This is a genomic window from Cupriavidus sp. CuC1 (genome assembly GCF_044627735.1).
Lineage (GTDB): Bacteria > Pseudomonadota > Gammaproteobacteria > Burkholderiales > Burkholderiaceae > Cupriavidus > Cupriavidus ulmosensis.
Map to the genome: position 1 here is coordinate 1 of NZ_JBIUHC010000090.1, position 21822 is coordinate 21822.

Here is a 21822-nt window from a genome sequence, read left to right on the forward strand (position 1 = left end):
TGGCCTTGCACCTATTCGCAACGTAGCGGGTTGGTTACCGCTTTGCCTGGTCAACCCGAGCTTGTTCAGTTGCCTTTACAAGCTCCGGCCTTTAGGCCGGGGTAGTTGACAGCTACAGATGCGCGCTTCCAGCGACGCTGGCGGGAGCGCCTTGTTGCAGTGCTCGCAGCTTGGCCTGAGATCCAGCATGTTCTCTCTCCTTGAGTATGGCATGTCATGTTAGTAAATTCACTGCCATACTAATGACGGAGAAATCGCAACACAATTCGGAAATATGACAGGCATGGTAAAACTCATGCCATCAAAGAAGGATGAGCAGGGACAACGATGAAGCGCATCTTCCTCGTGCTGCCGCCGCAGGTGCACATGCTGGATCTGGCGCGCCGGTTGCTCAAGGACAGCGATTGGGCGGTCGAGCTGGTTGCCGAGCGCTGCGGCTTTGCCAGCCCGCAGGCGTTCCGCGCCGCGTGGCGGCAGGAGGAGGCGGTGCCGCCTTCCCTCTGGCGGGCACGGCCTCGATTCAGGGCATTTCAGCGGCGCCTAATGCGGCATTGCCGCAAGAATGGCTTTGACTGCGCTGGCAAACGCCGCTGGCGATTCGACTTGTCGGTGCTGGGTCGAGCCGGAGGACGTGGCGTTGGCGCTGGTGGGCCGCGGCGCGAAGTCGGGGTTGGATGAGAACTTGACGATGGTCAGCGCCTTCTTCGGGTTGACGTAGATCTTCTGGCCAAAGCGCCCGCTTGCCTCGATCGATCCGTCGCCATCGTTGACCTGATACCAGTAGTCGCGGTAGCCATAGTTGGCCCTGCCGTTGGCCAGGTTGCCGCTGGCAAACAGCGCCTGGTTGTCATTGAGCTTCAGGGCGAGGCGAACGGCTTTGCCGGGGATCGCCCCCGGGTTCTCGCCCGAGCTGGCTTGGCGAATCGCTTCGGCAAAGCGGGCGGCATCGCGCAGGGTGCTGTTCATGCCGCCGCTGGCCATTTCCGTGCCGAGCTGGTCCACCTGGATATAGGCATCGTCCTCGGCAAGCCGGGACCAGATGCGCTCCGAAACGAGCTGGCTCCACGATTGGCCGGTGATCCTGCGCAGCGCCCAGGCAACCGCCTCCGGCGAGCCGTTCTGGTAGTACCAGACGTTGGCGCCGGGGGCTGGCTGCGGACTGTGGGCGGCTTTGAGGAAATCATAGATATTGTCAGGCGCGCCCTCGCGGCGGGGAACAATGCCGACGGCGCCGAACAAGCCAAGATCGGGCGGGAGGCTTGCCGGGTAGCTGACGGCCACCTCCATGTCCAGGTTCTTCTGGATCGTGGCTTCGCCGAACGGGTTGCCGGCCAGCTCCGGCACATACGTGGCCAGCTTTGCGTTGGGGTCCAGCTTGCCTTCGTCGATCAGCATGGCGGCAAGCAAGCCGGTAATCGACTTGGTCATCGAGGCCCAGATATGGGACTGCCGGGGCCCGAAGGAATCGAAGTAGCGTTCGTAGATGACTTGTCCCTTTTGCAGGACAATGAAACCGTCGGTGTAGGTTTCTTGGAGGTAGCTCGACAACTTGATTGCTTGTCCGTCGAGGTCGAACGTCACGTCGTCAAGGCGCGCAACCGGCCGGGCCGGCAAGGCGTGCGGCGACGATGCGCGCGTGATGCCGGCGGTGGGCGAGGTCTCCCGCGCATGGCGCAATGCCCAGCGCAGGTTGGGGAGCTGGAACGCGTTCGCCTTGGTCACGCGCTTGTCCGGTGCGGGAGGAAAGCCCTGCATCACGCCAAGCCTGACCGGGTCGGTGGTCTCGGGCTGGCCTTGAGCCTGCACGCCCGCCAGGGTGGATGCGGATGCAAGCATCGCCAGGACAGCAATCGACGTGCCGCAACGCGCCATGATGGCGCCGTGCCTGTTTCCAGACCGCATGATGTCTCCCTATATGTTGTGCTAAGTATTGTGTTCGCCAAGCGCAGGAACGTGATCGCCGCTTCCGGGCAGCCCAAGGGAGAACTTGACCGGGAAGCGCAACGCGATGGCGTTCTCCGCGGGCATCTCACGCACCATGTTTCGCGCCTTGACGTGCGGGTCCGCGAATAGCTCCTTAGCGCTTAGCGCGGGCGAGAACGGCAGGTCGAAGGGCGCGAAGGCTTGCGCCCATTGCGCGAGGGACCGCGACAGGAAGATTCCCTTGAGCAGGCCATTCACTTCCGGCTTGTGCCGCTGGCGGCCGGGCCGGGTGGAGAACCGGGCATCGCGCAGCGCTGGAAAGTCCGGGCCGATCGCCTCGCACAGGTTGAGCCAGAACTTGTTCTCCAGGATGCCCATGGCGAGATGGCGGCCATCGCAGGTCTCGAAGATGTCGTTGTCCGGCATCACGGTCGGCGATTCGTGCGGGCGATCCTCGTACTCGCGCGCGGCCCAGGCGCCATGCGCGGTCCACGACAGGATGGCGTCGTGGATGGACACGTCCAGATGTTGGCCGCGGCCATGCTGCCGCGCGCTCATGACTGCCACGGCCAGCGCCAGCGCCGCGTAGCCCGAGGCCGCGTAGTCTGACACGCGTGCACGCGGCCGGGATACCTTGTCGTCCACCTGCACCGGCACGGACCAGTAGCCTGCCAGCGCGAGATAGTTCAGGTCGTGGCCGGCATGGTCGGCATAGGGGCCGGTCTGGCCGAACCCGGACACGGAGCACAGCACGATGGCCGGGTTCACTTGCGCGAGCGCTGCATAGTCCAGCCCGAGGCGCTGCATCACGCCGGGCCGGAAGCCTTCGACAACCGCATCCGCGTCTCGCACAAGGCTCAGGAATGCCGCGCGCCCTGCCTCGGTCTTGAGGTCGAGCGCGACGGATTGCTTGCCGCGATTGAACTGGGCGAACACGGCAGGCCCGAGCTGCCGGGTGGTGTCGCCCGTGCCCGGCTGCTCCACCTTGATCACGTCCGCGCCCAGTTGCATGAGCAGGGTCGTGGCGTGCGGGCCGGGCAGCAGCTGGCTGAGGTCGATGATCTTGACGTCCTTCAGGCAGGACCACTCTGGTTTCATTGCCGGTTCCCGATGATTCAGCTCACATCGCCGCTCATGCCGATCGCATGGATCAGCTTGCCGTAGCGGGCGGTGTCCGCGGCGACCATGCCGTTGAACTGGGTCGGGGACGTGCTGCGGCGCAACTCCCCGGCGTTGGCCTTCAACTGCGCGTCCAGGCGCCCGCTGGCCTGCAGCTCCGTGATGGCGGCAAAGAGCCGCTGGGTGAGTTCGGCGGGCAGGTGCGCGGGCGCGAACAGGCCGCTCCAGTTGTCCAGCACCAGGCCGGGAGGCAGGACTTCGGCAAGCGTCGGCACCTCCGGGAAATAGACGGAGCGCGCGGATGAAGACACGGCCAGTGCCCGCACCTGGCCGTTGCGCAGGTACTGGGTCGCGCTGCCCAGCACCGGCATGCCGAACTGGGTCTGGCCGCTGAGCATGGCGGTGATGATTTCCGTCGCGCCCTTGTAGGGGATGTGCACGGCTTCGGTGCCTGTCTGGTGCAGCAAGGCTTCTACCGCCAGATGCGCGATACTGCCTTTGCCGCCCGAGCCGTAGTTGAGTTTGCCTGGCGCGCGCTTGAGCGCGGCGATCAGGTCGCCTGCGGTCTTGTATGGCGCATCGGCAGGCACGACAAGCGCCGTGGGCCCGCCGGAAATCGCCGCGATGGAGGTGAAATCGTGCGCGGGATCGTATGGCATGTTCCGGTACAGATGCACGTTGATCACATGCGTGTTCGCGAGGATGCCCAGCGTGTAGCCGTCCGCCGCGGCGCGCTTCAGGGCGCTCGCGCCGATCACGCCCCCGGCCCCGGGCATGTTCTCCACGACCAGCGGCTGGCCGAGCGTGCGGCCCAGTTCCGCCGACAGCGTCCGTGCGATATTGTCCGGCGCGCTGCCAGCCAGGAACGGCACGATCAGGCGCACGGGGCGATTGGGATAGGGCGCGGCGGCGCGCACCGGCGCGAGCATGCTGCTAAGTGCGGCGGCGCCCGCGGTGGCAAGCCAGGTTCGGCGTTTCATAGGCGTGTCTCCAGTTCTTGGCTGCGCAGTCTGGCTGCGTCGGTTTGTTCAACAGCTACCGGCTCAGGCCTTCGCCTGCATGGGTTCAAGAATCGCGCGGGCGATGGTGTTGCGCTGGATCTCGCTCGTGCCGGTGAAGATCCGGAACATGCGCAGCTTGCGGAAAGCCTGCTCCACCGGATGTCCTCGCGTCACGCCCACATTGCCGTGGATCTGCACGGCTTTGTCCGCTACCTCGAAGCAGCGCTCGGAGATGAACAGCTTGCACGCCGCGGCCTTCACGCGAAGATCCGCGCCACTGTCGGCCAGCGCGGCGGTCTGCGCGATCATGCTCTCGCAAGCCCACAGCGCCGCGGCCATGTCCGCCAGCATGTGCTGGATGGCCTGGAAGCGCGCAATGGGCCCGCCGAACTGGCGCCGCTTGCCGGCATATTCCAGCGAGGATGCATAGGCCTTGGTCGCCAGCCCCAGCATGGTGGGGCAGTGCAGCAGCCGGTTGACGTTGATGCGTGACATGCCGAGCTTGAAGCCGCTGCCTTCGCCGCCGAAGATATTGGCGCGCGGCACCCGCACATTGACGAACTCGATGTCCGCATCGATATGCTGGCCCGACATCGGCACGTACTCGGTGCTGACCTTGACGCCCGGCAGGTCCAGGTCGATCAGCACGGCCGTGATGGCCGGCGGCGACACGGTGGCGTCGGTGACGCACATGACGATGGCAAAGTCGGCAAACGGCGCGCCGCTGATGTAGTGCTTGCGGCCGTTGATGACGAGATCGTCGCCGTCCACCACGGCCGTGGTCGAGATGCTCTGGGCATCCGAGCCGGAATGCGGCTCGGTCAGGGCGAAGCAGGTGGATTTCTCGCCCCGGATGACCGGCTGGAAGTAATGCGCAAGCTGGTTGGGCGTGGCGTACTTGAGCATATTGCCCACGCGCGGCGGGCCGCCCAGGTCGCCCAGCACATGCGGTGCCAGCACCGCGCCGCTGGCGGCCAGGTCCGCCTTCAGCGCGCATTGCTCGGCGATGTTCAGGCCCTTGCCGCCGAGCTCGACCGGCAGGCAGGCGGCATAGAGCCCCAGCTCGCTGGAGCGGCGCCACACGCCGCGCAGCACGTCCCTCGGCCAGGCATCCTCCGAGCCCAGGCCCAGCTCGCGCTCCAGCGGCAGCAGTTCATCGAAGATGTAGCGCTGGATGCTGGCGCGGGTTTCGATCAGCACGGGATTGGTCAGGTTGTCGAACATGGCGGTTCTCCTTGATTCACATTAATTCACGCGACGGGATACGCCTTGCCAGTACGGCTCGCGCACCAGTTTGCGAGCGAGCTTGCCGCTCGCGTTCTTGGGCAGCTCGGTGACGAAGTCGATGGTTCGCGGCGACTTGTAGTCGGCAATGCGCGCGCGGCAGTGCGCGATGAGGTCCTCCGCGCTGCCTTGGCGGCCCGGCCTTAGGGCGACGACCGCCTTGACGCTCTCGCCCCAGGTGTCGTCGGGCACGCTGATCACGCACGCTTCCATCACGTCCGGATGCTGGTAGAGCGTGGCCTCGACCTCGGTCGGATACACGTTGAAGCCGCCGGAAATGATCATGTCCTTCTTGCGGTCGACCAGGTAGATGTAGCCTTGCTCGTCCACCCGCGCCAGGTCGCCGGTGCGCAGCCATCCGTCGGCCAGCACTTCGCGCGTCAGCTCCGGCTCGCCCCAGTAACCGTGGAAGACGTCCTCGCCGCGGATCACCAGTTCGCCGATATCGTCGCCGGCCACCTCAACCCCCTGCTCGTCGACCACGCGCACCTCCGTTTCGCCAAGCGCCCGCCCGCAGGACGCCAGCCGCTCGGGCCGATGCGCCAGTGCGTCGGCATGGTCGGCCGTGGAGAGGCGGGTCACGCCGGAGGTGGACTCGCTCGCGCCATAGCCTTGCGACAGGACGGGGCCGATGCGCTCCCATGCCTCGCGGATGCGCGCGGGCGCCATCGGCGCGGCGCCGTAGGCCAGCGTCTTGAGGCTGCTCAGGTCCGCGCTGGCCAGGGTTGGCTCCGTCAGCAGCATATTGATCATGGCCGGCACCATGAACACATGGGTGATGCGCAGCCTGGCCACCTCCGCCAGGAAATGCGCGGGCTCGAACTTGTCGAACAGCACCAGCGTTGCGCCGGTGTACAGGTACGGCTGCATCAGCATGCCGGAGGCGTGGGTGATGGGCCCGATCAGTGCCAGGCGATCTCCGGGCCGTGCCGGCTCGTCCATGCTCAGCAGCATCTTGCGTAGCGCCGCCAGGCGGTTGCCATAGCTCTGCATGGCGGCCTTGATCTTGCCCGTGGAGCCCGAGGAGAAATGCAGGACGGCGAGGTCGTCGGGCTGCGGCGCGATGTCGAGCGGCGCGGGGCTTGCGCCCGCCAGCAGGGCCTCGTAGTCGCCGTAGCCGTCCGCGGATTTACCGATGGCGATGAATGTTTCCACCGACCCGAAGCCCGCGGTATCCGGCGAGTAGCCGGTATAGCCCGGCCCGGCAAACAGGATGCGCGGCGTGCAGTTCTCGGCCACATCCGATGCCTCGGCCGCCGTGAAGCGCGGGTTGAGCGCAGCCTTGACGAGCCCGGCCTTGTACAGGGCGCACTCGATCTCGACCAGCTCGGGGCGGTTGCGTGATTGAATCGCCACGCGATCGCCCTTGGCCAGGCCTAGGGCCAGCAGCGCATTGGCCAGGCGGTTCGAGCGCTCGTCCAGTTCGCGATAGGTCAGCGCGCGGTCGTTGTACAGCACAGCGGCGTGATCGCCCCAATAGCGGGCGGCGCGGCGCAGGAAGAAAGCGAATCCCATGGTTGTCTCCTTGATGGTTCTTTGCCGTAGTCTGTAAGATGCGGGGCATCACTACAATGCCGCGCCGGCTATAAAGGCATAACCAACGGGAATGTCGCGATGGAGACCAGGGATCTTGAATACGTGCTGGCCGTGGATGCGCACGGCGGCATTGGCCGCGCCGCGGAGTCGCTGGGGATCAGCCAGCCGGCCCTGACCAAGGCGGTGCAGCGGGTGGAAGGGCAGATCGGCCTGCCCCTGTTCGAGCGCACGGCCCATGGCATGTCGCCAACGCAGGCGGGCAGGCAATTCATGGAGCGGGCGCGCCGCATCCGGCTGGAGTTTGATGACGCGCTCAAGGAGATGCAAGGCATTCGCACCGGCGAGCAGGGCATGTTGCGCCTGGGCTATTCGCCATCGATTCCCAATGCCCTGGTGCTGGACGCCTGCCGCCAGCTGGTGAGGGAGCGGCCGGTTGCCAGGCTGCGGCTGCGCCGGCTGCTGGCGCGTGACCTGATGGATCTGCTGCTGGCGGGCGAGCTGGACCTGGCGATAGCCCCAACACCCCGTGAGCGCGCGAGCGAGTTCGCGGTGGAGCCATTGTTCGACGACCGGCTGGTGGTGGTGGCCGACGAAGCGCACCCGTTGCAGCGCCGCCGCAAGCTGACCCTTGCAGATCTGGTGGGCCAGGACTGGTTGCTGCCCGGGCCGCATATCATCCTGCGCCAGCAGGTCGATGCGGCGTTTCGCAAGCAGGGGCTGGCCGCCCCGAACCTGCGCATCGAAACCGATTTTGGCAGTTCCTCGCTCTTCCACCTGATGCGGGGCACGCAGATGCTGAGCATATCGGGCACGAATTCCAATGCGGAGATGACCGGCCTGCGCCCGCTGAACCTGGGGCTTGAAGAACTGGACCTGCGCCGGCGCGTGGGTGTGATCACCCGGGCCGGCGCCTATCTCTCGCCGCTCGCGCAGCGCATGACGGCGCTGGTGCGGGAGCAGAGCGCCTGACCTGACCGGTTACGCGCCCCCGCCAGGTGCCACCGGAGTGAAAGGGGCGCGGAAATGGTCGACCAGGAAATCGATGAACGCGCGCGCCCGGGTGGTCTGGTCGCGCTGGCCCGGATAGTAGACGAACAGGTCGGCCGGGGGCAGGACAGCGTCGGGCAGCACCAGCCGCAAGCGCCCGCTCTCCAGGTACTTGGCCAGATCCCACTCGGAGCGCATCAGGATCCCATGACCGTCGAGCGCCCAGCCCAGGACGATGTCGCCATCATTGCTCGACAGCGTGCCATGCACCCTGACCATCTCGCCCTGCGTCCCTGCCATGAAGCGCCATATGCCATGCGCGTCGTCGTTCTGGCGATGGATGATGCAGCGGTGATTGGCCAGTTCGGCCAGGCTCGCCGGCGTGCCATGCCGGTCGAGGTAGGCGGGGGACGCGCACAGGAAGCGCCGGTTCGACATGATGCGGCGCGCGTTGAGGCGGCCGTCCGGCAGGGCGCCGAAGCGGATCGCCAGGTCGAAGCCGCTCTCCACGAGATCGATTGCCTTGTCGGTGACTTCGAACTGCACCTCCACGAACGGGTAGCGCTTGGCGAATTCGGAGACGAGAGGGGCGATGGTCGTCCGGCCGAAGCCGAGCGTGGCGTTGATCCGGAGCAGCCCGCGCGGCTCGGCACGGCTGCTGGATATCGCATCCTCCATCTCGCGCACCTGGGCAAGGATCTGCGTGGCGTGCCCAAGGTAGATCTCGCCCTCGCGCGTCAGGCTGGTGCTGCGGGTGGTGCGGTTCACCAGCCGCGCGCCAAGCCGCTGTTCCATTTGCGCGAGCCGCTTGGTGGCTGCCGGTGGCGTCAGGTTCAGCGAGCGCGCGGCGGCCGAGAGATTGCCGTGTCGGGCAATCAACACAAAGAACTCGAGGTCCGAGTTGATATCGGTTTTCACTGATGGAGAAGAGTCGTGTGCGTCCCGGTGGATTTTAATCCTGTTGTCGCCCATGAGGCGACAACAGTTTTAACCAAAAGTGAATAGTGAAATGCGTTCTGGCGAAACTCAGCCACGCGCCGCCTCATTAGGCTGGAGCCTCTCTACCAATCAGTGCACGCCCGGCGTGCCAGTTCCAGGAGACGCGCTCCAATGAAAATCGTGGAAATTCGCGAGAAGACGGTGCCCATCAGTTCGCCGATCCGCAATGCCTATATCGACTTCAGCAAGATGACGCTGAGCGTCGTCGCCGTGGTGACCGATGTCATCCGGGATGGCAAGCCCGTCATTGGCTACGGCTTCAATTCCAATGGCCGCTACGGGCAGGGGCTGCTGATGCGTGAGCGGTTCATCCCGCGCGTGCTCGAGGCGGACCCGGCGGCCTTCATCGACGACAACGGCACCAACCTCGATCCCCACAAGATCTGGGCGGCGATGTTCGCCAACGAGAAGCCGGGCGGCCACGGCGAGCGCTCGGTGGCGATCGGCACCATCGACATGGCGGTGTGGGATGCGGTGGCAAAGATCGAGGGCAAGCCGCTGTTCCAACTGCTGGCGGAGCGCTACGGCGACGGCAAGCCGGAGCGCAAGATCTTCGTCTACGCGGCAGGCGGCTACTACTACCCGGGCCAGGACCACGGCAAGCTCAAGGATGAGATGCGCAGCTATATCGATCGCGGCTATACGGTGGTCAAGAAGAAGATCGGCGGCGCCTCGCTCGACGAGGACCTGCGCCGCATCGATTCGATTCTCAGTGTGCTGCAGGATGGCCAGAAGCTCGCGGTGGATGCCAACGGCCGCTTCGACCTGGACACCGCGGTCCGGTACGCAAAAGCCCTCTCGCAATACGATCTGTTCTGGTACGAGGAGCCGGGCGATCCGCTCGATTTCGCGCTGCAGGCCACGCTGCGCAACTACTACGACAAGCCGATGGCAACGGGCGAGGACCTGTTCTCCATGCAGGACGCGCGCAACCTGATCCGCTATGGCGGCATGCGGCCCGACCGGGACTGGCTGCAGTTCGACTGCGCGTTGAGCTACGGCCTGGTGGAGTACCTGCGCACGCTGGACATGCTGCACGAGCACGGCTGGTCGCGCACGCGCTGCATTCCGCATGGCGGCCACCAGATGTCGCTCAATATCGCGGCCGGGCTTGGCCTTGGCGGCAACGAGTCCTATCCAGACCTGTTCCAGCCCTACGGCGGCTTTCCCGATGGCGTGAAGGTCGATAACGGCTACATCACCATGCCGGACCTGCCGGGCGTCGGTTTCGAAGGGAAGGCCGATCTCTATCGCGCCATGCAGGCCCTGGCGGGCTGATCTGCCCGATCTGCGTTGTCGTGCTCCCCTCTCCCGCCTGCGGGAGAGGGGCCGGGGGAGAGGGCGGGCGCGTGTTACGCCGTTGTGCTGGACGTATCGATCTGCGCCACGCGCGTCTTCAACGCGTCAAGCTCGCGCTCCAGGGAGTCCAGCCTGCGCTCATCAGGGAGGCAAGCATGAGCGAGCACTCGCTGTTGTCGCGCCAAAGTCGCCTGCACAGAACCGGGCGATGGCCGCGCCGATCGACTCGGCAATCCTCTTCCTGTATGCCGGATCTTCAAGCCGGATTTCCTCGGCACGGTTGACGATCACCCCGGCTTCGAACAGCACGGCCGGCATCTTCGTGGTGGCCAGGACCTTGAGTGCATCGAACTGGTAAATGCCCAGGTCCGGGTCGACCAGTTCCCTGCTCTCGCCTTCGATCTTCTCGGCATGGTGCAGGGTAGGGCGCAGGCACTGCTTGCGCAGCTCGGACCCCAGCACGCGCGCGAACCGCAGGCTTTCGTCCGGCTGCCGGTTCTGGCCGGAGAAAAAAATCGAGTAGCCGCTGAAGCTGTCGCTGTACTGCTGCGGCTTGTCCTGATAGGTCCATGCGGAAAGATAGCGCGGCTGGACCGAGTCGTGATGGAGCGACAGGAACAGATCCGCCCCCCGGCGATTCGCCAGTCCGGAGCGGTCTGTCAGCGAGATATCCGCACCGTTCTCATTGGTCTGGAATACCTTTGCGAACCCCATGCCCTCCAGCACGGGCACCAGCGTTGCGGCGAGGCGCGTGTTGAATTCGAACTCGGGCGTGCCACGTGCGCTCGTGGCACCGGGATGCGCCGCCGTATGTCCCGCGTCAATGGCAATCGCGAAACGGCTCCTGTCGCACTGTTGCGATGCCGGGCTCGCCGGGAGCGATAGCGTCAGCGCCAGGCCGGCGAGCACCAGCCGGGCCAATCGCACCGGAGTCAGACACTGCATAACTTGCACCTGCGCCAAATCGATAGGCCCTCGATTCTATCGGGTTGCCACCGGCCTGGACGCCTACATCAACAGCAATGCCGCGCCGCAACCCGTCAGCGCCATCGTCCACACCCGGTCCAGGTTGATCCAGCCGGTTCGCAGGAAACCCAAGCCGATGCGGTCGTACACCAGCAGCGCCACGGTGCCGATGGCAAGCAGCATGGCCAGCGTGTGCAACCCGAGCGCCAGCAGCGCCGGCATGACCGGTCCGCCCGCCGCCGGTGCGCCCGCAGCGGCGCGGCACAGCGGCAGCAGCACCGGCACCAGCATCAGCCCCGCGCCGTGCGTGCCCGCCATCAGGAACGACCATAGGGCGAGCCCGGCCATGCTGGCCTGCATGCCCACGCGAAGCCGCTGGCGGTGGCCCCGCAGGGCATGCCAGGCGGCCCAGCCGATCAGCACAGCGCCGCCTGCGCGCGCCAGCCATTGGGGATCGAGCAGGCTGCCGAGCGTGAGCGTGGCGGCCAGCACCAGGGCCACCGCGATGGCATGGCCGAGCGCGATTGGCAGCAGTGCCAGCAGCACCACCTTGCGCCGCCCGCGATGCAGCCCCAGCGCCACGGCAAACAGCCAGCCCATGGCGGGATTGACGCCGTGGAACAGGCCCAGCGCGGCGATGGCCAGCCACGGCCACCACAGCGGCCACAGGGCGGACCACTGCGCGGCGAATTGCGTGCCCAGCGGCACGCCGGAGGTGGCGAACATGGCAGGAGCGCTATCGGTGTGATGCCGTTATGGCGTTATGGCCGTTATGGCGTTTGAGTCTACGGGTAGCAATACGAATCCGACGAGCAGTCACCACCTTCCAGCCTGACCTGGTGCGGGCGATGCCCCGCCGGCCAGCGCAGGAAGAAGCGCGGGTCGAAGCTGATGCCGCCTTCGGGCGCAGCGTCCAGCTTGACCATCCAGCCGTCGATGCCCTCGGGGTAGAACTGCGCATCGACCGCGCCATAGAGCGAATTGGTGAAGTAGATGCGCCGCCCGTCGCGGCTGACCTCCACCATTTGCGGGCCGCCGTTGAGCGCGGCGCCGCCGGCCCCCGGATGCGTGGCGCGCGAGACGATGCCGCCGATGCGCACGCGGCCGGTCTGCTTGGGCGCGAACGGGTCGGAGACGTCGTACTGCAGCAGGTCGCCGGTGCCCCAGCAGGACACGTAGAGGAAGCGGTCGTCCATCGACAGGTCGATATCGCTGACCAGCGGCGGCACCGCCTTGAAGCCCTTGAGGATGGGCGGCAGCAAGTCCGGGTCCGCGCTTTCCGCGGGGATATCGATGATCTTCCGGATCGCCCATTTGCCTTCGTCCCGGTACCAGACCCAGATGGATGAGGACAGGTCCTTCAGGCTGATCACGCAATTGACGAAGCCGTACGCCTTGGTGGGGTCGTGCGCGGGGCGCAGCTCGAACACGAGCTGGTATTCCTCGCCGAAGTCGATCTCCTGCAGGTGCTTGCGTTTGGTCATGTCCCAGAAATGCAGCCGCCGGCCATAACGCGAGCCGAGCAGGATCTCCGGCACCAGGCCGTCCTCGATCATGTCGGGCGTGCCCCACTCGCTGGTCACCAGCGTGTCGTAGCCAAGGTGCCACCAGCCGTCATAGGCAAAATGCTGCGGGCCGCGCTCTACCTCCCATTGCCCGAGCGGGTCGAAGCTTTGCTGGTCCAGCAGCATGATGCCGCCCGGGCCTTTGCCCTCGCCGTTGCCCAGTGCGGTCACGTAGATGCCGCCGGGGCCGCAATGCACGGTATGCGGTCGCGAATAACCCGTCAGTTCGGCGAGTTCGCCAGGCTCGATGATCCTGGCGATGGCCGGGCGCAGCGGATCGGGCTTGGTGTCGATGATGTAGACGCGCGACGAGCGCAGGCCGGGCACCACCAGGTAGCGCCGCTCCATATGCGGGTGCGGGGCGTTCGGGCACAGGCAGGATGAGCAGGCGTTCCAGCCGAAGTGATGCAGTTCGTCGCCCACGTTGGGCACCGTGACCTGGCCGACGATGGTGCCGTAGGCTTTGGAGGCGGGGTTGACGTCGACTACCGCGATGCCGTCGGGCTGGGTACGCGTGGGATCGAACATCGCCACATAGGCGAGTGCTTCGGGCGGCGCCTTTGCGGCCAGGCGGGGCGACGGGTAGAAACTCGGGTCCGGCTTCCAGGTTGCCATGATGCGCCTCCTCGTACCTTGCCGTGGCGTTTGCTGGCTGCCACTGGCTTTGAACTATAGGACACATAGCGGCGGACGTCGGGCGCCAGGCGCAACGCCAGCGCACCGGCACTACGCCTGTCTCCCCGCCAGGGCCGCGGCCGGCCCGGCCCGGTAGCTGTACGCCAGCGCCAGCAGGATGAAAATCGGCACGGCGAGACACCAGTACGACGCCAGCACATAGGCATACGCGCCGGACACGGCGCCGGCCGCGAACGCGGCGATGGCGGGGACCATCTTGCGCAACCGGTTCTTCGCCGCGGCCACCTTGTCGGCCGAGGCGCTGCGCAGCTCGACCAGGTCGATGATGACCTGCGTGCTGTTGCCCGTCATGATGGTGGTCGGCACGTGGTCGGTCAGCGCGATCCGGGATTGCGCGTTCTGGATCGCCATGGCGGCCACGCCCAGCATCCCGGTTGCGATGGCCGATGGCATGTCGGGCGAGGCCATGGGCGAGGCCACGCAGCCCGCCAGCATGAAGCCGGCAAGCAGCACGCCCTGCGCGACCAGCAGCGGCGGCAGCGGCGGCTTGCCGCGCGCCTGCATGGCATCGACGGCGATCTTGGTCGCCGCCACCGACAGGGCGAACACCGGCAGCGCCAGCAGCTTGGCCAGCACGCCGCCGGTCGCGTGCGCCAGTCCCACGCCGAGCATGACGAAGTTGCCGGTGACATGCGCGGTGAACAGGCCGAACAGGGCAATAAAGCCCACTACATCGACGTAGCCCGCCACAAGGCTGAGCATGGCGGCCTTGAAGACCTCGCGGGCGATTGCCGGCGCTTGCGCGGGCGGCGTGGACTGTGATGTGGTCTGCATGGCTGGATTCATGTTTGTGAAGAGGAGGGCGCTCGCCCGTACTACAGCATAGGACGCGTGGGCCAGTCCAATTGCAAATGTCCTTGATTTTTTCAAAACCCGGTCCATAATGCAAACGTTTGCAAAAAACGGGAACCAGAGACGAATATGGAGACGACACTTGCCCCGAGGCTCGGCCGCGGCCTGGCCGTGGTGGACGACGAACACACGCTCAGCCAGCTGGTCAAGCAGGCCATGCGCGATACCACCGACCCGCGCCTGCGGCAGGTCGTCGACGCGCTGGTCGATCACCTGCACGCGTTCCTGAGGGAGGTGCGGCCCAGTGACGAGGAGTTCGAGTTCGGGCTGCGCTTTGTTGCGGCGCTAGGCCATGCGACCAACGCGACCAACAACGAGGTAGTGCTGGCGGCCGATGTGCTCGGGCTGTCGACGCTGGTCACGCTGATGAACAACGGCATCACCGATGGCCGCACGCCGGGCGCCTTGCTTGGCCCGTTCTATCGCGGCGGGGCGCCGTCTTACGAATGCGGGGATTGCGTGGTGCAAGGCGAGACGCCGGGGCTGCCACTTTTTGTGACGGGGCAAGTGCGCAGCACGGCAGGCGAGCCGCTGGCCGGCGCGCTGGTGGAAGCGTGGCAGGCATCGCCGGTTGGCCTCTACGACAACCAGGACCCGTCGCAGCCGGACAAGAACCTGCGCGGCGCCTTCCGCACCGATGCGCACGGCCGCTTCCATTTCCGCTCGGTGCGCCCGGCAGGCTATCCGGTACCGACGGGGGGCCCCGTCGGCCAGTTGCTGGCCGAACAGAACCGGCATCCCTATCGCCCCGCGCACATTCATTTCATCGCCGCCGCGCCGGGCTATCGCACGCTTGTCACGCAGGTGTTCGCCGACGATTCCGAGCATCTCGAGTCGGACGTGACCTTCGGCGTGCACCGCGAACTGGTTGGCCATTTCCGGCGCGTGGATGAAGGCACGAGCCCATGGGGCGACTTCCCGGCACCGTTCTACACGCTGGATTTCAACTTTGTCCTGGAGCCGGGCGAGCAGACTTTCCCGACACCGCCGATCGACTGATTACCAACCACAGAAGAACCGACAATGTCCATTCAACATCAAGCACCGGCGACGCAACTTGCCGGCAAGGTTGCCGTGATCCTTGGCGGCACCGGCGGCATCGGCATGGCGACGGCGCACAAGCTCGCCATCCTTGGCGCCAGCGTGGTGCTGGTCAGCCGCAATGCCGAGACTTCCGCGCGTGCGGTGGCCGAATTGCCGCCGGGCAACCACCACGCGGCGGTGGCGCAGATCAGCGATACCGCATCGCTGCTGCGCCTGGCCGATGAAGTGAAGGGCAAGTACGGCCGCATCGACATGCTGGTCAACAGCGCGGGCTTTACCAAGGCGATTGCGCATGCCGACCTCGACGCGCTGGACGATGCCCTCATCGATGAGATGTTCGCCGTGAACTGGCGCGGCCAGTTCGCCGCGATCCGCGCCATGGCGCCGCACCTGAAGGCAACGGGCGAAGGGCTGGTGGTCAACGTGGGATCCATCGCGGGGCGTACCGGCATGGGCAGCAATGTCGCGTACTGCGCGGTAAAGGCGGGGCTGGACATGATGGCCATATCGCTAGGCCGCGCGCTGGCGCCGGAGATCCGCGTGCTCAATGTGTCGCCCGGCGTGGTCGACACCGATTTCGTGCCCGGGCGCGACAGCGCCTTCAACGAGCGCGCGGCCAGGACCACGCCGCTCAAGCGCATCGGCAGGCCAGACGACGTCGCCGATGCCATCGTGGCCTGTGCCACCTCGCTGCGCTTTTCCACCGGCACCACCATCGTGGTCGACGGCGGCCGCCAGCTTGGCTGATCGCGTCCCTGACGCATTGTTCAAGATACCAATACCAATACCTTCACCATGCATAGCAGAAAGACCATCATTACCTGCGCCGTCACCGGGAACATCGTCACCCCCGAGCAACACCCCGGCCTGCCGGTGACCCCGGCGCAGATTGCCACGGCGGCGCTGGAGGCGGCCGAGGCGGGCGCGGCCGCCGCCCACATCCATGTGCGCGATCCCGAGACCGGGCGCCCTTCGATGGCGCTCGAGTACTACGCCGAGGTGATCGAGCTGATCCGCAAGCGTAACAAGGCGCTCATCATCAACCTGACCACCGGCCCCGGCGGACGCTTCGTGCCGGGCGAGGACGAACCTCGCAACGCCGCCCCGGGCACCACCCTGGTCCGTCCGGAAGTGCGCGTCGCGCATATCGCCGCGCTGCGCCCGGATGTGTGTTCGCTGGACCTCAACACGATGAATTCCGGCGCGGACGTGGTCATCAATACGCCCCGGAACGTGCGCAAGATGGCGGCCATCATCCGCGAGGCGGGCGTGATGCCGGAGCTTGAGATCTTCGACTCCGGCGACCTCCACATGGCGCGCGACTTCATCCAGGAAGGCGTGCTGGACGGCCCCGGCCTGTGGACCTTCGTGCTCGGCGTGAAATACGGTTTCGCGGCCACGCCGGAGACCTTGTTCTACGCACGCAATATGCTGCCGCCGGGCGCGCACTGGTCCGCCTTCGGCATTGGCCGCGCGGAGTTCCCTATCGTGGCGCAGTCGTGGCTGGCGGGCGGGCATGTCCGGGTTGGCCTGGAGGACAACCTCTACCTGGACAAGGGCGTGCTCGCCCCGGACAACGCGGCGCTGGTCGCCAAGGCGCGCGACATCATCAAATCGCTGGGCGGCGAGCTGGCGTCGCCGCACGAGGCCCGGGCCACGCTCGGCCTGCGGGCGGCATGAACGCGGTGACAAACACCAACACCGACACCAACACCAACACCAACACGAACGCCACATCACCATGAACACTATCCGCGTCTCCCAGAAGGCCGCGAACATCGACGCGCTGCAACTCGAGTTCGTCGGCATTCCCAAGCCAGTGCCCGGCTCCGGCCAATGCGTCATCGAAGTCGCCAGCGCGGGCGTCAACCCGAGCGATGTCAAGGCCACGCTGGGATTGATGCCGCACGCCGTGTGGCCGCGCGTGCCCGGCCGCGACTATGCCGGCGTGGTGGTGGACGGCCCCGCGCACCTGCTGGGCAAGGAAGTGTGGGGCAGCGGCGGCGAGCTCGGCATTCGCCGCGATGGCACGCACAGCCGCTACCTGACGCTCGACGTTGCCGCGGTGCGTGAGAAGCCCGCCAACGTGACGTTGCAAGAAGCCGGCGCGATTGGCGTGCCGTTTGTCACCGCCTACGAAGGCCTGCGCCGCGCCGGCCTGCCGAAGGCGGGCAGCGTGGTGCTGGTATGCGGCGGTAACGGCAAGGTTGGCCAGGCCACCATCCAGATTGCCACCGCGCTGGGCGCGCGCGTCTTTGCCGTGGAGCGCGAGGCCGGGTCGTTTCGCGGCCACGCCAGCAGCACGGTGCGCATGCTGGACGCCAGCCGCGACAACATCGCCGAAGTGGTGCGCAACGAGACCGGCGGGCACGGCGCGGACATCGTCTACAACACGGTCGGCAGCCCGTACTTCGAGCAAGCCAACAAGGCCATGGCGATCGGCGCCGCGCAGATCTTCATCTCGACCATCGACCGGGCGGTGCCGTTCGATATCTTTGCCTTCTACCGCGGCCAGCACACGTATGTGGGCATCGACACGCTGGCCATGGACAGCATCGCGTGCGCGGCGGTCTTCGATCAGCTCGGCGCCATGTTTGCCGCGGGGCAGCTCAAGCCCTTCCCGGTGCATGCGGACTACACCTACCCGCTGACGCGCGCCGCCGCGGCTTACCGCGCGGTGCTGCAGGGCGCCCCGGAACGCGTGGTGCTGATGCCATGAACACGACCCGGTTCGCCGCCGCGCCGGCCTACTTCCCGCCCCGGCACGAGGGGATGCGCTGCCTGCGCCTGCAGGGGCATGAGGCCGGGCCGTCGGCCTCGCTCTGGCTCGGTGTCTCGGTGATCCTGCCGGGCGGCCATACCGGGCTCGATGCTTCGCCGATGGAAAAGCACTATGTGGTGCTGGAGGGGGAAGTCACCATCAGCACCGGGACGCAGGTCGTGCACCTGGCGCAGTACGACTCGGTCTGCCTGGCGCCGGGCGAAGCCCGCAAGGTGGAGAATCCGGGCAACCGTCCCGCCATGCTGCTGCTGGCCATGCCGTACCCGCCTTGAATTTTTACTTTGTTTGCAAACGTTTGCAAATGCTTCAACTTGACCAGGCAAACGACAACAAGAAGAACGCCATCTATTTCGCCATCAACAACCTCGGCGTCGCGGCAGGCGCCGACCCACAAACCTTTGCGCTAGGCATGCGCCACAACTTCTAACCCGCGAACCTGACCATCGAGCCGCCCAGCCCGCCCGGAGCGATCCGGCGGGCCCCGAGGCGGTGGAGGAGACAACCGTGATTCGAAACACCCTGCTGTGCGCCACCCTCGCGGTGAGCGCCATGGGCGCGCTCGCCCAGCCCCAGTATCCCGCCAAGCCGATCCGCCTGGTGGTGCCATTCTCGTCGGGCAGCGCCACCGACATCCTCGCCCGGATCGTCAGCACCCGGCTGGGCGAATCCGGCCGCTATCAGATGATCGTGGAGAACCGGCCCGGCGCGGGCGGCACGCTCGGCGCCGGGCTGGTCGCCAAGGCCGCGCCGGACGGCTACACGCTGATCCTGGTATCGGTCGGGCATGCCATCAATGCCACGCTCTATCCCAAGCTGTCGTACGACACGGTCAAGGACTTCGCGCCGGTGACGCTGGTGGCGACGGTGCCCAACGTGCTGGTGGTGAACAGCGCCAGCAAGCTTGGCTCGGTCAAGGATGTGGTGGCAGCCGCCAAGGCGAAGCCTGGCACGATGAACTTCGACTCGGCCGGGTCCGGCAGTTCGACGCACCTGAGCGGGGAGTTGTTCAAGATGGAAGCCGGCGTGGACATCGCGCACATTCCCTACAAGGGCACGGGCGAGGCGCTGACCGATGTCATGGCGGGCCGGGTCGACCTGATGTTTGCGCCCACTGTCTCCGCCATGCCGTTCGTGCGCCAGGGCAAGCTCAAGGCGCTGGCGGTGACCACGCCGAAGCGGGCCACCGCCTTGCCGGACATCCCGACGGTGGCGGAGTCGGGCTTGCCGGGCTATGCCTTCGAGTCATGGTTCGGCGTGCTGGCGCCCGCGGGCACGCCCAAGGAGATCGTAACCGCGCTCAATGGCGAGATCGCGAAGGTGCTGGCCACGCCGGAGGTGCGCGAGCGGCTGTCGGCGCAAGGCGCCGAAGCGCGCACGTCCACGCCGCAGGAGTTCGAGCGCTACATCAAGGCGGAGATCGCCAAGCTGGCGCCGGTGGTCCGGCAGTCGGGCGTGCAGGCCGGGCAGTAGGCGGCGCGCAAGGCAGCCGGCAAGGCGGCGGGCATCTTCGCTTAAAATGGCGTGTTCTTACTCACCGCAAACCAGCCTTTCTGCCCGCATGGACCAGCGCAAGCGTATTACCCTAAAGGACTTGGCGGCGAAGGCGGATGTCCATTACTCGACCGTTTCCCGGGTGATGAATGCCGCCACGCGGCACCTGGTCGCCGATGAGGTGGCCGAGCGCATCCTGCATATGGCGGACGAGCTCGGCTTCCGGCCCAATCGCATCGCCGCCGGGCTGCGCACCAAACGCTCCGGGTTGATCGGCGTGGTGCTGCCGGATATTTCCAACCCCGTTTTCCCGCCGATCCTGGCCGGGCTCGAGGGCGTGCTGGCCTCGCAGGGCTATGTGCCCATCGTGGTCAACGTAGGCGCCGACAAGACGCGCCAGCGCTTTGTCATCGACCAGATGCTGGGCCGCCAGGTCGACGGCCTGATCCTGGCGACCGTCGAGCGCGAGGATGCCGTGCTGGACTACTGCGTCAAGCAGAACATCCCCGTGGTGATGGTCAACCGCGGGGAGGATCTCGGCCGGGTGCCCTGCGTGGTCAGCGACAACCTGCTCGGGATGCGGCTTGCCGTCGATCACCTGGTGGCGCTCGGGCATCGCCGCATTGGCCATATCGCCGGGCCGGACTCGCTGTCCACCGGCCACCAGCGCAAGCAGGGCTTTATCGATGCGGTGCGGCGCAACAAGCTGCGCAAAAGCGAATGGATGATCGTGGAAGCGGCAAGCTACGGCCGCGAAGCGGGGCGCGAAGCCTGCCGCGCGCTGCTGGCGCAGTTTCCGGCGCTGACCGCGATCGCCGCGGGTAACGACCTGGTGGCGCTGGGATGCTATGACCATCTGCGCGAGGCCGGCATTGCCTGTCCCGCGCGCGTCTCGGTGATCGGCCACAACGATATGCCCTTTGTCGATGCGCTGACGCCTCCGCTCACCACGATCCGGATTGCCGTTCACGAGATGGGCGTGCAAGCGGCGACGCTGCTGCTGGCGCGCATCGAGAATGCGAAGGCCGAAGCTGCCAGCGTGGTGCTGCGCCCGGAGCTGATCGTACGCGGCTCGACCGCGCCGCCGGCGGCGGACTGACGAGGACGCCTGCGCCGCGGCCAGGCGCGCTACAGGCAACCAAGCGCATTTTCCGGGAATCGCGCCGGTGGTCAACTACACATTCATGTAGCTGGCACGGTGCATCGGCTTCAAAGCCAGGCGCAGCAAGGGCTGCAGGCCATCTGCAAGCTGTGCGGAGCCGGCGCGGCAGCGTTTTGGGCCTTGATCTTCCGGCGCCTTGATTCATAATGCAAACGTTTGCAAAATCGACGCGATAATGCCGGAAAGCGGGAGGCTGGCGGCCCATTGCGGCAGGTGCCTGTGCATGGGCTCACGCCCCCGTTACACCCAGGGATGGGCGGTGCACACCCCTGGATAATGGCCTGCCTCATGCGGATAGGGAAGAATCGCGCAGCCCGCCCGGCGGGTTGGCGCATCTCGCGCTGCGGATTTTCCCGGAACTTGAGAAGAAAGGACTTCAATGATCATCGCTCGCCTCGTCTCCAGGTGCCGGGCATAGGGCGCGGCATGGCGACACCCGGCAGCTATCCCAGCCCTGGCGGCGCGTGGCTCGTCGACGACGGCGTGGTGCTGGTCGTTGACGATGACGCGGCCCTGCGCGATGGCATTGCCAGCCTGTTCCGCTCGATGGATATCCAGGTCAGGACCTTTGCCTGCGCGGCCGAGTTCCTGTGCTTCCCCATGCCCGACGTGCCGTGCTGCCTGGTGCTGGATGTGCGCCTCAGGGGGGCCAGCGGGCTGGAGCTGCAGGCCATGCTGGCCGAGGTGGGCTGCCCCGTGCCGGTGGTGTTTATCTCCGGCCACGCGGACGTTGCCATGTCGGTCATGGCGATGCGGGCCGGCGCAACCCATTTCCTGACCAAGCCGTTCCGCGACCAGGACCTGCTCGATGCGGTGACGGAAGCCCTCGGCAGGGACGCGCAGCGGCGCGCTTGCGAGCGGCGCGGGCGCGAATTGAAGGCCGCGTTCGATACGCTGACATCGCGCGAGCGTGAAGTCATGGCGCTGGCGGCGGCGGGCCTGATGAACAAGCAGATTGCCGACGACGTGGGCCTGAGCACGGTCACGGTCAAGATCCACCGGGCGCAGGCCATGAAGAAGATGGGCGCGCGCACCTTTGCCGAGCTGGTGGTGATGGCGCACGTGCTTGGCTTGACCGACGCGGCGGCCCAGGCATGATCACGCTACGTTTCGCGC

22 protein-coding genes and 1 pseudogene are annotated in these 21822 nt (G+C 66.4%); 12 read left to right on the plus strand and 11 right to left on the minus strand.

Features of this window, described 5'->3' with window-relative positions:
• Positions 1–75 precede the first annotated feature (75 nt).
• Positions 76–213, minus strand: a complete 138-nt coding sequence (locus tag ACGLHR_RS31555; RefSeq protein WP_400098627.1) for a DUF1272 domain-containing protein — start codon at positions 211–213, stop codon at positions 76–78.
• 153 nt (positions 214–366) lie between these two features.
• Here ACGLHR_RS31555 and ACGLHR_RS31560 point away from each other — a divergent pair.
• Positions 367–501, plus strand: a pseudogene (locus ACGLHR_RS31560) (AraC family transcriptional regulator); the annotation flags it as partial.
• A 39-nt stretch (positions 502–540) separates the two neighbouring features.
• Here ACGLHR_RS31560 and ACGLHR_RS31565 read toward each other — a convergent pair.
• The 5 genes from ACGLHR_RS31565 to ACGLHR_RS31585 all read right to left on the minus strand — a co-directional run bounded on the left by ACGLHR_RS31565 (position 541) and on the right by ACGLHR_RS31585 (position 6842).
• Positions 541–1902: a serine hydrolase domain-containing protein gene (locus ACGLHR_RS31565; RefSeq protein ID WP_400098629.1), complete on the minus strand. Its 1362-nt coding sequence runs from the start codon at positions 1900–1902 to the stop codon at positions 541–543.
• 21 nt (positions 1903–1923) lie between these two features.
• Complete coding sequence (locus ACGLHR_RS31570; RefSeq protein WP_400098631.1) at positions 1924–3021, minus strand: CaiB/BaiF CoA transferase family protein; 1098 nt, start codon at positions 3019–3021, stop codon at positions 1924–1926.
• A gap of 17 nt (positions 3022–3038) precedes the next feature.
• A complete protein-coding gene (locus ACGLHR_RS31575) occupies positions 3039–4022 on the minus strand; it encodes a Bug family tripartite tricarboxylate transporter substrate binding protein (protein ID WP_400098633.1) in 984 nt (327 codons plus the stop codon).
• Between the two features lie 63 nt (positions 4023–4085).
• Positions 4086–5267 carry an acyl-CoA dehydrogenase family protein gene (locus ACGLHR_RS31580; protein WP_400098635.1) on the minus strand — a complete coding sequence of 394 codons (1182 nt, stop codon included), beginning with the start codon at positions 5265–5267 and terminating at the stop codon, positions 4086–4088.
• A gap of 21 nt (positions 5268–5288) precedes the next feature.
• The gene (locus ACGLHR_RS31585) at positions 5289–6842 is read right to left on the minus strand and encodes an AMP-binding protein (protein WP_400098637.1); all 1554 of its coding nucleotides are present in this window, start codon (positions 6840–6842) and stop codon (positions 5289–5291) included.
• Between the two features lie 99 nt (positions 6843–6941).
• On the opposite strand from ACGLHR_RS31585, the gene ACGLHR_RS31590 reads away from it, so the two are divergent.
• Positions 6942–7832, plus strand: coding sequence for a LysR family transcriptional regulator (locus ACGLHR_RS31590; protein ID WP_400098638.1), 891 nt, complete (start codon positions 6942–6944; stop codon positions 7830–7832).
• A gap of 9 nt (positions 7833–7841) precedes the next feature.
• On the opposite strand, the gene ACGLHR_RS31595 is transcribed toward ACGLHR_RS31590, so the two are convergent.
• Positions 7842–8768 (minus strand): LysR family transcriptional regulator, encoded by a 927-nt coding sequence (locus ACGLHR_RS31595; protein ID WP_400098640.1) that lies wholly within the window; start codon positions 8766–8768, stop codon positions 7842–7844.
• 192 nt (positions 8769–8960) lie between these two features.
• Between ACGLHR_RS31595 and ACGLHR_RS31600 the strand changes: the two genes are divergently transcribed.
• Entirely contained in the window at positions 8961–10127 is a 1167-nt protein-coding gene (locus ACGLHR_RS31600) for a mandelate racemase/muconate lactonizing enzyme family protein (RefSeq protein WP_400098643.1), read from the plus strand.
• 162 nt (positions 10128–10289) lie between these two features.
• Here the strand turns inward: ACGLHR_RS31600 and ACGLHR_RS31605 are convergent, their stop codons facing one another.
• From ACGLHR_RS31605 to ACGLHR_RS31620, 4 genes are all read right to left on the minus strand, one after another.
• On the minus strand, positions 10290–11093 hold the full coding sequence (locus ACGLHR_RS31605; protein WP_400098645.1) for an N-acetylmuramoyl-L-alanine amidase: 804 nt from the start codon (positions 11091–11093) through the stop codon (positions 10290–10292).
• A 63-nt stretch (positions 11094–11156) separates the two neighbouring features.
• The gene (locus tag ACGLHR_RS31610) at positions 11157–11840 is read right to left on the minus strand and encodes a hypothetical protein (RefSeq protein ID WP_400098647.1); all 684 of its coding nucleotides are present in this window, start codon (positions 11838–11840) and stop codon (positions 11157–11159) included.
• Positions 11841–11899: 59 nt separating this feature from the next.
• Entirely contained in the window at positions 11900–13294 is a 1395-nt protein-coding gene (locus ACGLHR_RS31615) for a selenium-binding protein SBP56-related protein (RefSeq protein WP_400098649.1), read from the minus strand.
• 111 nt (positions 13295–13405) lie between these two features.
• Complete coding sequence (locus ACGLHR_RS31620) at positions 13406–14149, minus strand: YoaK family protein (protein ID WP_400098650.1); 744 nt, start codon at positions 14147–14149, stop codon at positions 13406–13408.
• A gap of 147 nt (positions 14150–14296) precedes the next feature.
• On the opposite strand from ACGLHR_RS31620, the gene ACGLHR_RS31625 reads away from it, so the two are divergent.
• From ACGLHR_RS31625 to ACGLHR_RS31665, 9 genes are all read left to right on the plus strand, one after another.
• Complete coding sequence (locus tag ACGLHR_RS31625; protein ID WP_318236453.1) at positions 14297–15226, plus strand: dioxygenase; 930 nt, start codon at positions 14297–14299, stop codon at positions 15224–15226.
• 24 nt (positions 15227–15250) lie between these two features.
• Positions 15251–16018 carry an SDR family NAD(P)-dependent oxidoreductase gene (locus tag ACGLHR_RS31630; protein ID WP_400098653.1) on the plus strand — a complete coding sequence of 256 codons (768 nt, stop codon included), beginning with the start codon at positions 15251–15253 and terminating at the stop codon, positions 16016–16018.
• Between the two features lie 48 nt (positions 16019–16066).
• Entirely contained in the window at positions 16067–16951 is an 885-nt protein-coding gene (locus ACGLHR_RS31635) for a 3-keto-5-aminohexanoate cleavage protein (RefSeq protein WP_318236451.1), read from the plus strand.
• A gap of 61 nt (positions 16952–17012) precedes the next feature.
• Positions 17013–17990 (plus strand): zinc-binding alcohol dehydrogenase family protein, encoded by a 978-nt coding sequence (locus ACGLHR_RS31640; RefSeq protein ID WP_400098654.1) that lies wholly within the window; start codon positions 17013–17015, stop codon positions 17988–17990.
• Entirely contained in the window at positions 17987–18325 is a 339-nt protein-coding gene (locus ACGLHR_RS31645; RefSeq protein WP_318236449.1) for a cupin domain-containing protein, read from the plus strand. Before ACGLHR_RS31640 ends, ACGLHR_RS31645 begins: the two co-directional genes overlap by 4 nt.
• A gap of 29 nt (positions 18326–18354) precedes the next feature.
• Positions 18355–18480 (plus strand): hypothetical protein, encoded by a 126-nt coding sequence (locus tag ACGLHR_RS31650; protein WP_400098688.1) that lies wholly within the window; start codon positions 18355–18357, stop codon positions 18478–18480.
• Positions 18481–18602: 122 nt separating this feature from the next.
• Entirely contained in the window at positions 18603–19523 is a 921-nt protein-coding gene (locus ACGLHR_RS31655; RefSeq protein WP_400098684.1) for a tripartite tricarboxylate transporter substrate binding protein, read from the plus strand.
• Positions 19524–19611: 88 nt separating this feature from the next.
• Positions 19612–20643, plus strand: coding sequence for a LacI family DNA-binding transcriptional regulator (locus ACGLHR_RS31660; protein WP_400098656.1), 1032 nt, complete (start codon positions 19612–19614; stop codon positions 20641–20643).
• A gap of 489 nt (positions 20644–21132) precedes the next feature.
• Positions 21133–21804 carry a response regulator transcription factor gene (locus ACGLHR_RS31665; protein WP_400098686.1) on the plus strand — a complete coding sequence of 224 codons (672 nt, stop codon included), beginning with the start codon at positions 21133–21135 and terminating at the stop codon, positions 21802–21804.
• Positions 21805–21822: the final 18 nt, after the last annotated feature.

Bases quoted from the DNA above. Each gene is read 5' to 3' on its own strand.
- ACGLHR_RS31555 (WP_400098627.1), bottom strand. From the start codon at position 213: ATGCCATACTCAAGGAGAGAGAACATGCTGGATCTCAGGCCAAGCTGC.
- ACGLHR_RS31565 (WP_400098629.1), bottom strand. From the start codon at position 1,902: ATGCGGTCTGGAAACAGGCACGGCGCCATCATGGCGCGTTGCGGCACG.
- ACGLHR_RS31570 (WP_400098631.1), bottom strand. From the start codon at position 3,021: ATGAAACCAGAGTGGTCCTGCCTGAAGGACGTCAAGATCATCGACCTC.
- ACGLHR_RS31575 (WP_400098633.1), bottom strand. From the start codon at position 4,022: ATGAAACGCCGAACCTGGCTTGCCACCGCGGGCGCCGCCGCACTTAGC.
- ACGLHR_RS31580 (WP_400098635.1), bottom strand. From the start codon at position 5,267: ATGTTCGACAACCTGACCAATCCCGTGCTGATCGAAACCCGCGCCAGC.
- ACGLHR_RS31585 (WP_400098637.1), bottom strand. From the start codon at position 6,842: ATGGGATTCGCTTTCTTCCTGCGCCGCGCCGCCCGCTATTGGGGCGAT.
- ACGLHR_RS31590 (WP_400098638.1), top strand. From the start codon at position 6,942: ATGGAGACCAGGGATCTTGAATACGTGCTGGCCGTGGATGCGCACGGC.
- ACGLHR_RS31600 (WP_400098643.1), top strand. From the start codon at position 8,961: ATGAAAATCGTGGAAATTCGCGAGAAGACGGTGCCCATCAGTTCGCCG.
- ACGLHR_RS31605 (WP_400098645.1), bottom strand. From the start codon at position 11,093: ATGCAGTGTCTGACTCCGGTGCGATTGGCCCGGCTGGTGCTCGCCGGC.
- ACGLHR_RS31610 (WP_400098647.1), bottom strand. From the start codon at position 11,840: ATGTTCGCCACCTCCGGCGTGCCGCTGGGCACGCAATTCGCCGCGCAG.
- ACGLHR_RS31615 (WP_400098649.1), bottom strand. From the start codon at position 13,294: ATGGCAACCTGGAAGCCGGACCCGAGTTTCTACCCGTCGCCCCGCCTG.
- ACGLHR_RS31620 (WP_400098650.1), bottom strand. From the start codon at position 14,149: ATGCAGACCACATCACAGTCCACGCCGCCCGCGCAAGCGCCGGCAATC.
- ACGLHR_RS31625 (WP_318236453.1), top strand. From the start codon at position 14,297: ATGGAGACGACACTTGCCCCGAGGCTCGGCCGCGGCCTGGCCGTGGTG.
- ACGLHR_RS31630 (WP_400098653.1), top strand. From the start codon at position 15,251: ATGTCCATTCAACATCAAGCACCGGCGACGCAACTTGCCGGCAAGGTT.
- ACGLHR_RS31635 (WP_318236451.1), top strand. From the start codon at position 16,067: ATGCATAGCAGAAAGACCATCATTACCTGCGCCGTCACCGGGAACATC.
- ACGLHR_RS31640 (WP_400098654.1), top strand. From the start codon at position 17,013: ATGAACACTATCCGCGTCTCCCAGAAGGCCGCGAACATCGACGCGCTG.
- ACGLHR_RS31645 (WP_318236449.1), top strand. From the start codon at position 17,987: ATGAACACGACCCGGTTCGCCGCCGCGCCGGCCTACTTCCCGCCCCGG.
- ACGLHR_RS31650 (WP_400098688.1), top strand. From the start codon at position 18,355: ATGCTTCAACTTGACCAGGCAAACGACAACAAGAAGAACGCCATCTAT.
- ACGLHR_RS31655 (WP_400098684.1), top strand. From the start codon at position 18,603: ATGGGCGCGCTCGCCCAGCCCCAGTATCCCGCCAAGCCGATCCGCCTG.
- ACGLHR_RS31660 (WP_400098656.1), top strand. From the start codon at position 19,612: ATGGACCAGCGCAAGCGTATTACCCTAAAGGACTTGGCGGCGAAGGCG.
- ACGLHR_RS31665 (WP_400098686.1), top strand. From the start codon at position 21,133: ATGGCGACACCCGGCAGCTATCCCAGCCCTGGCGGCGCGTGGCTCGTC.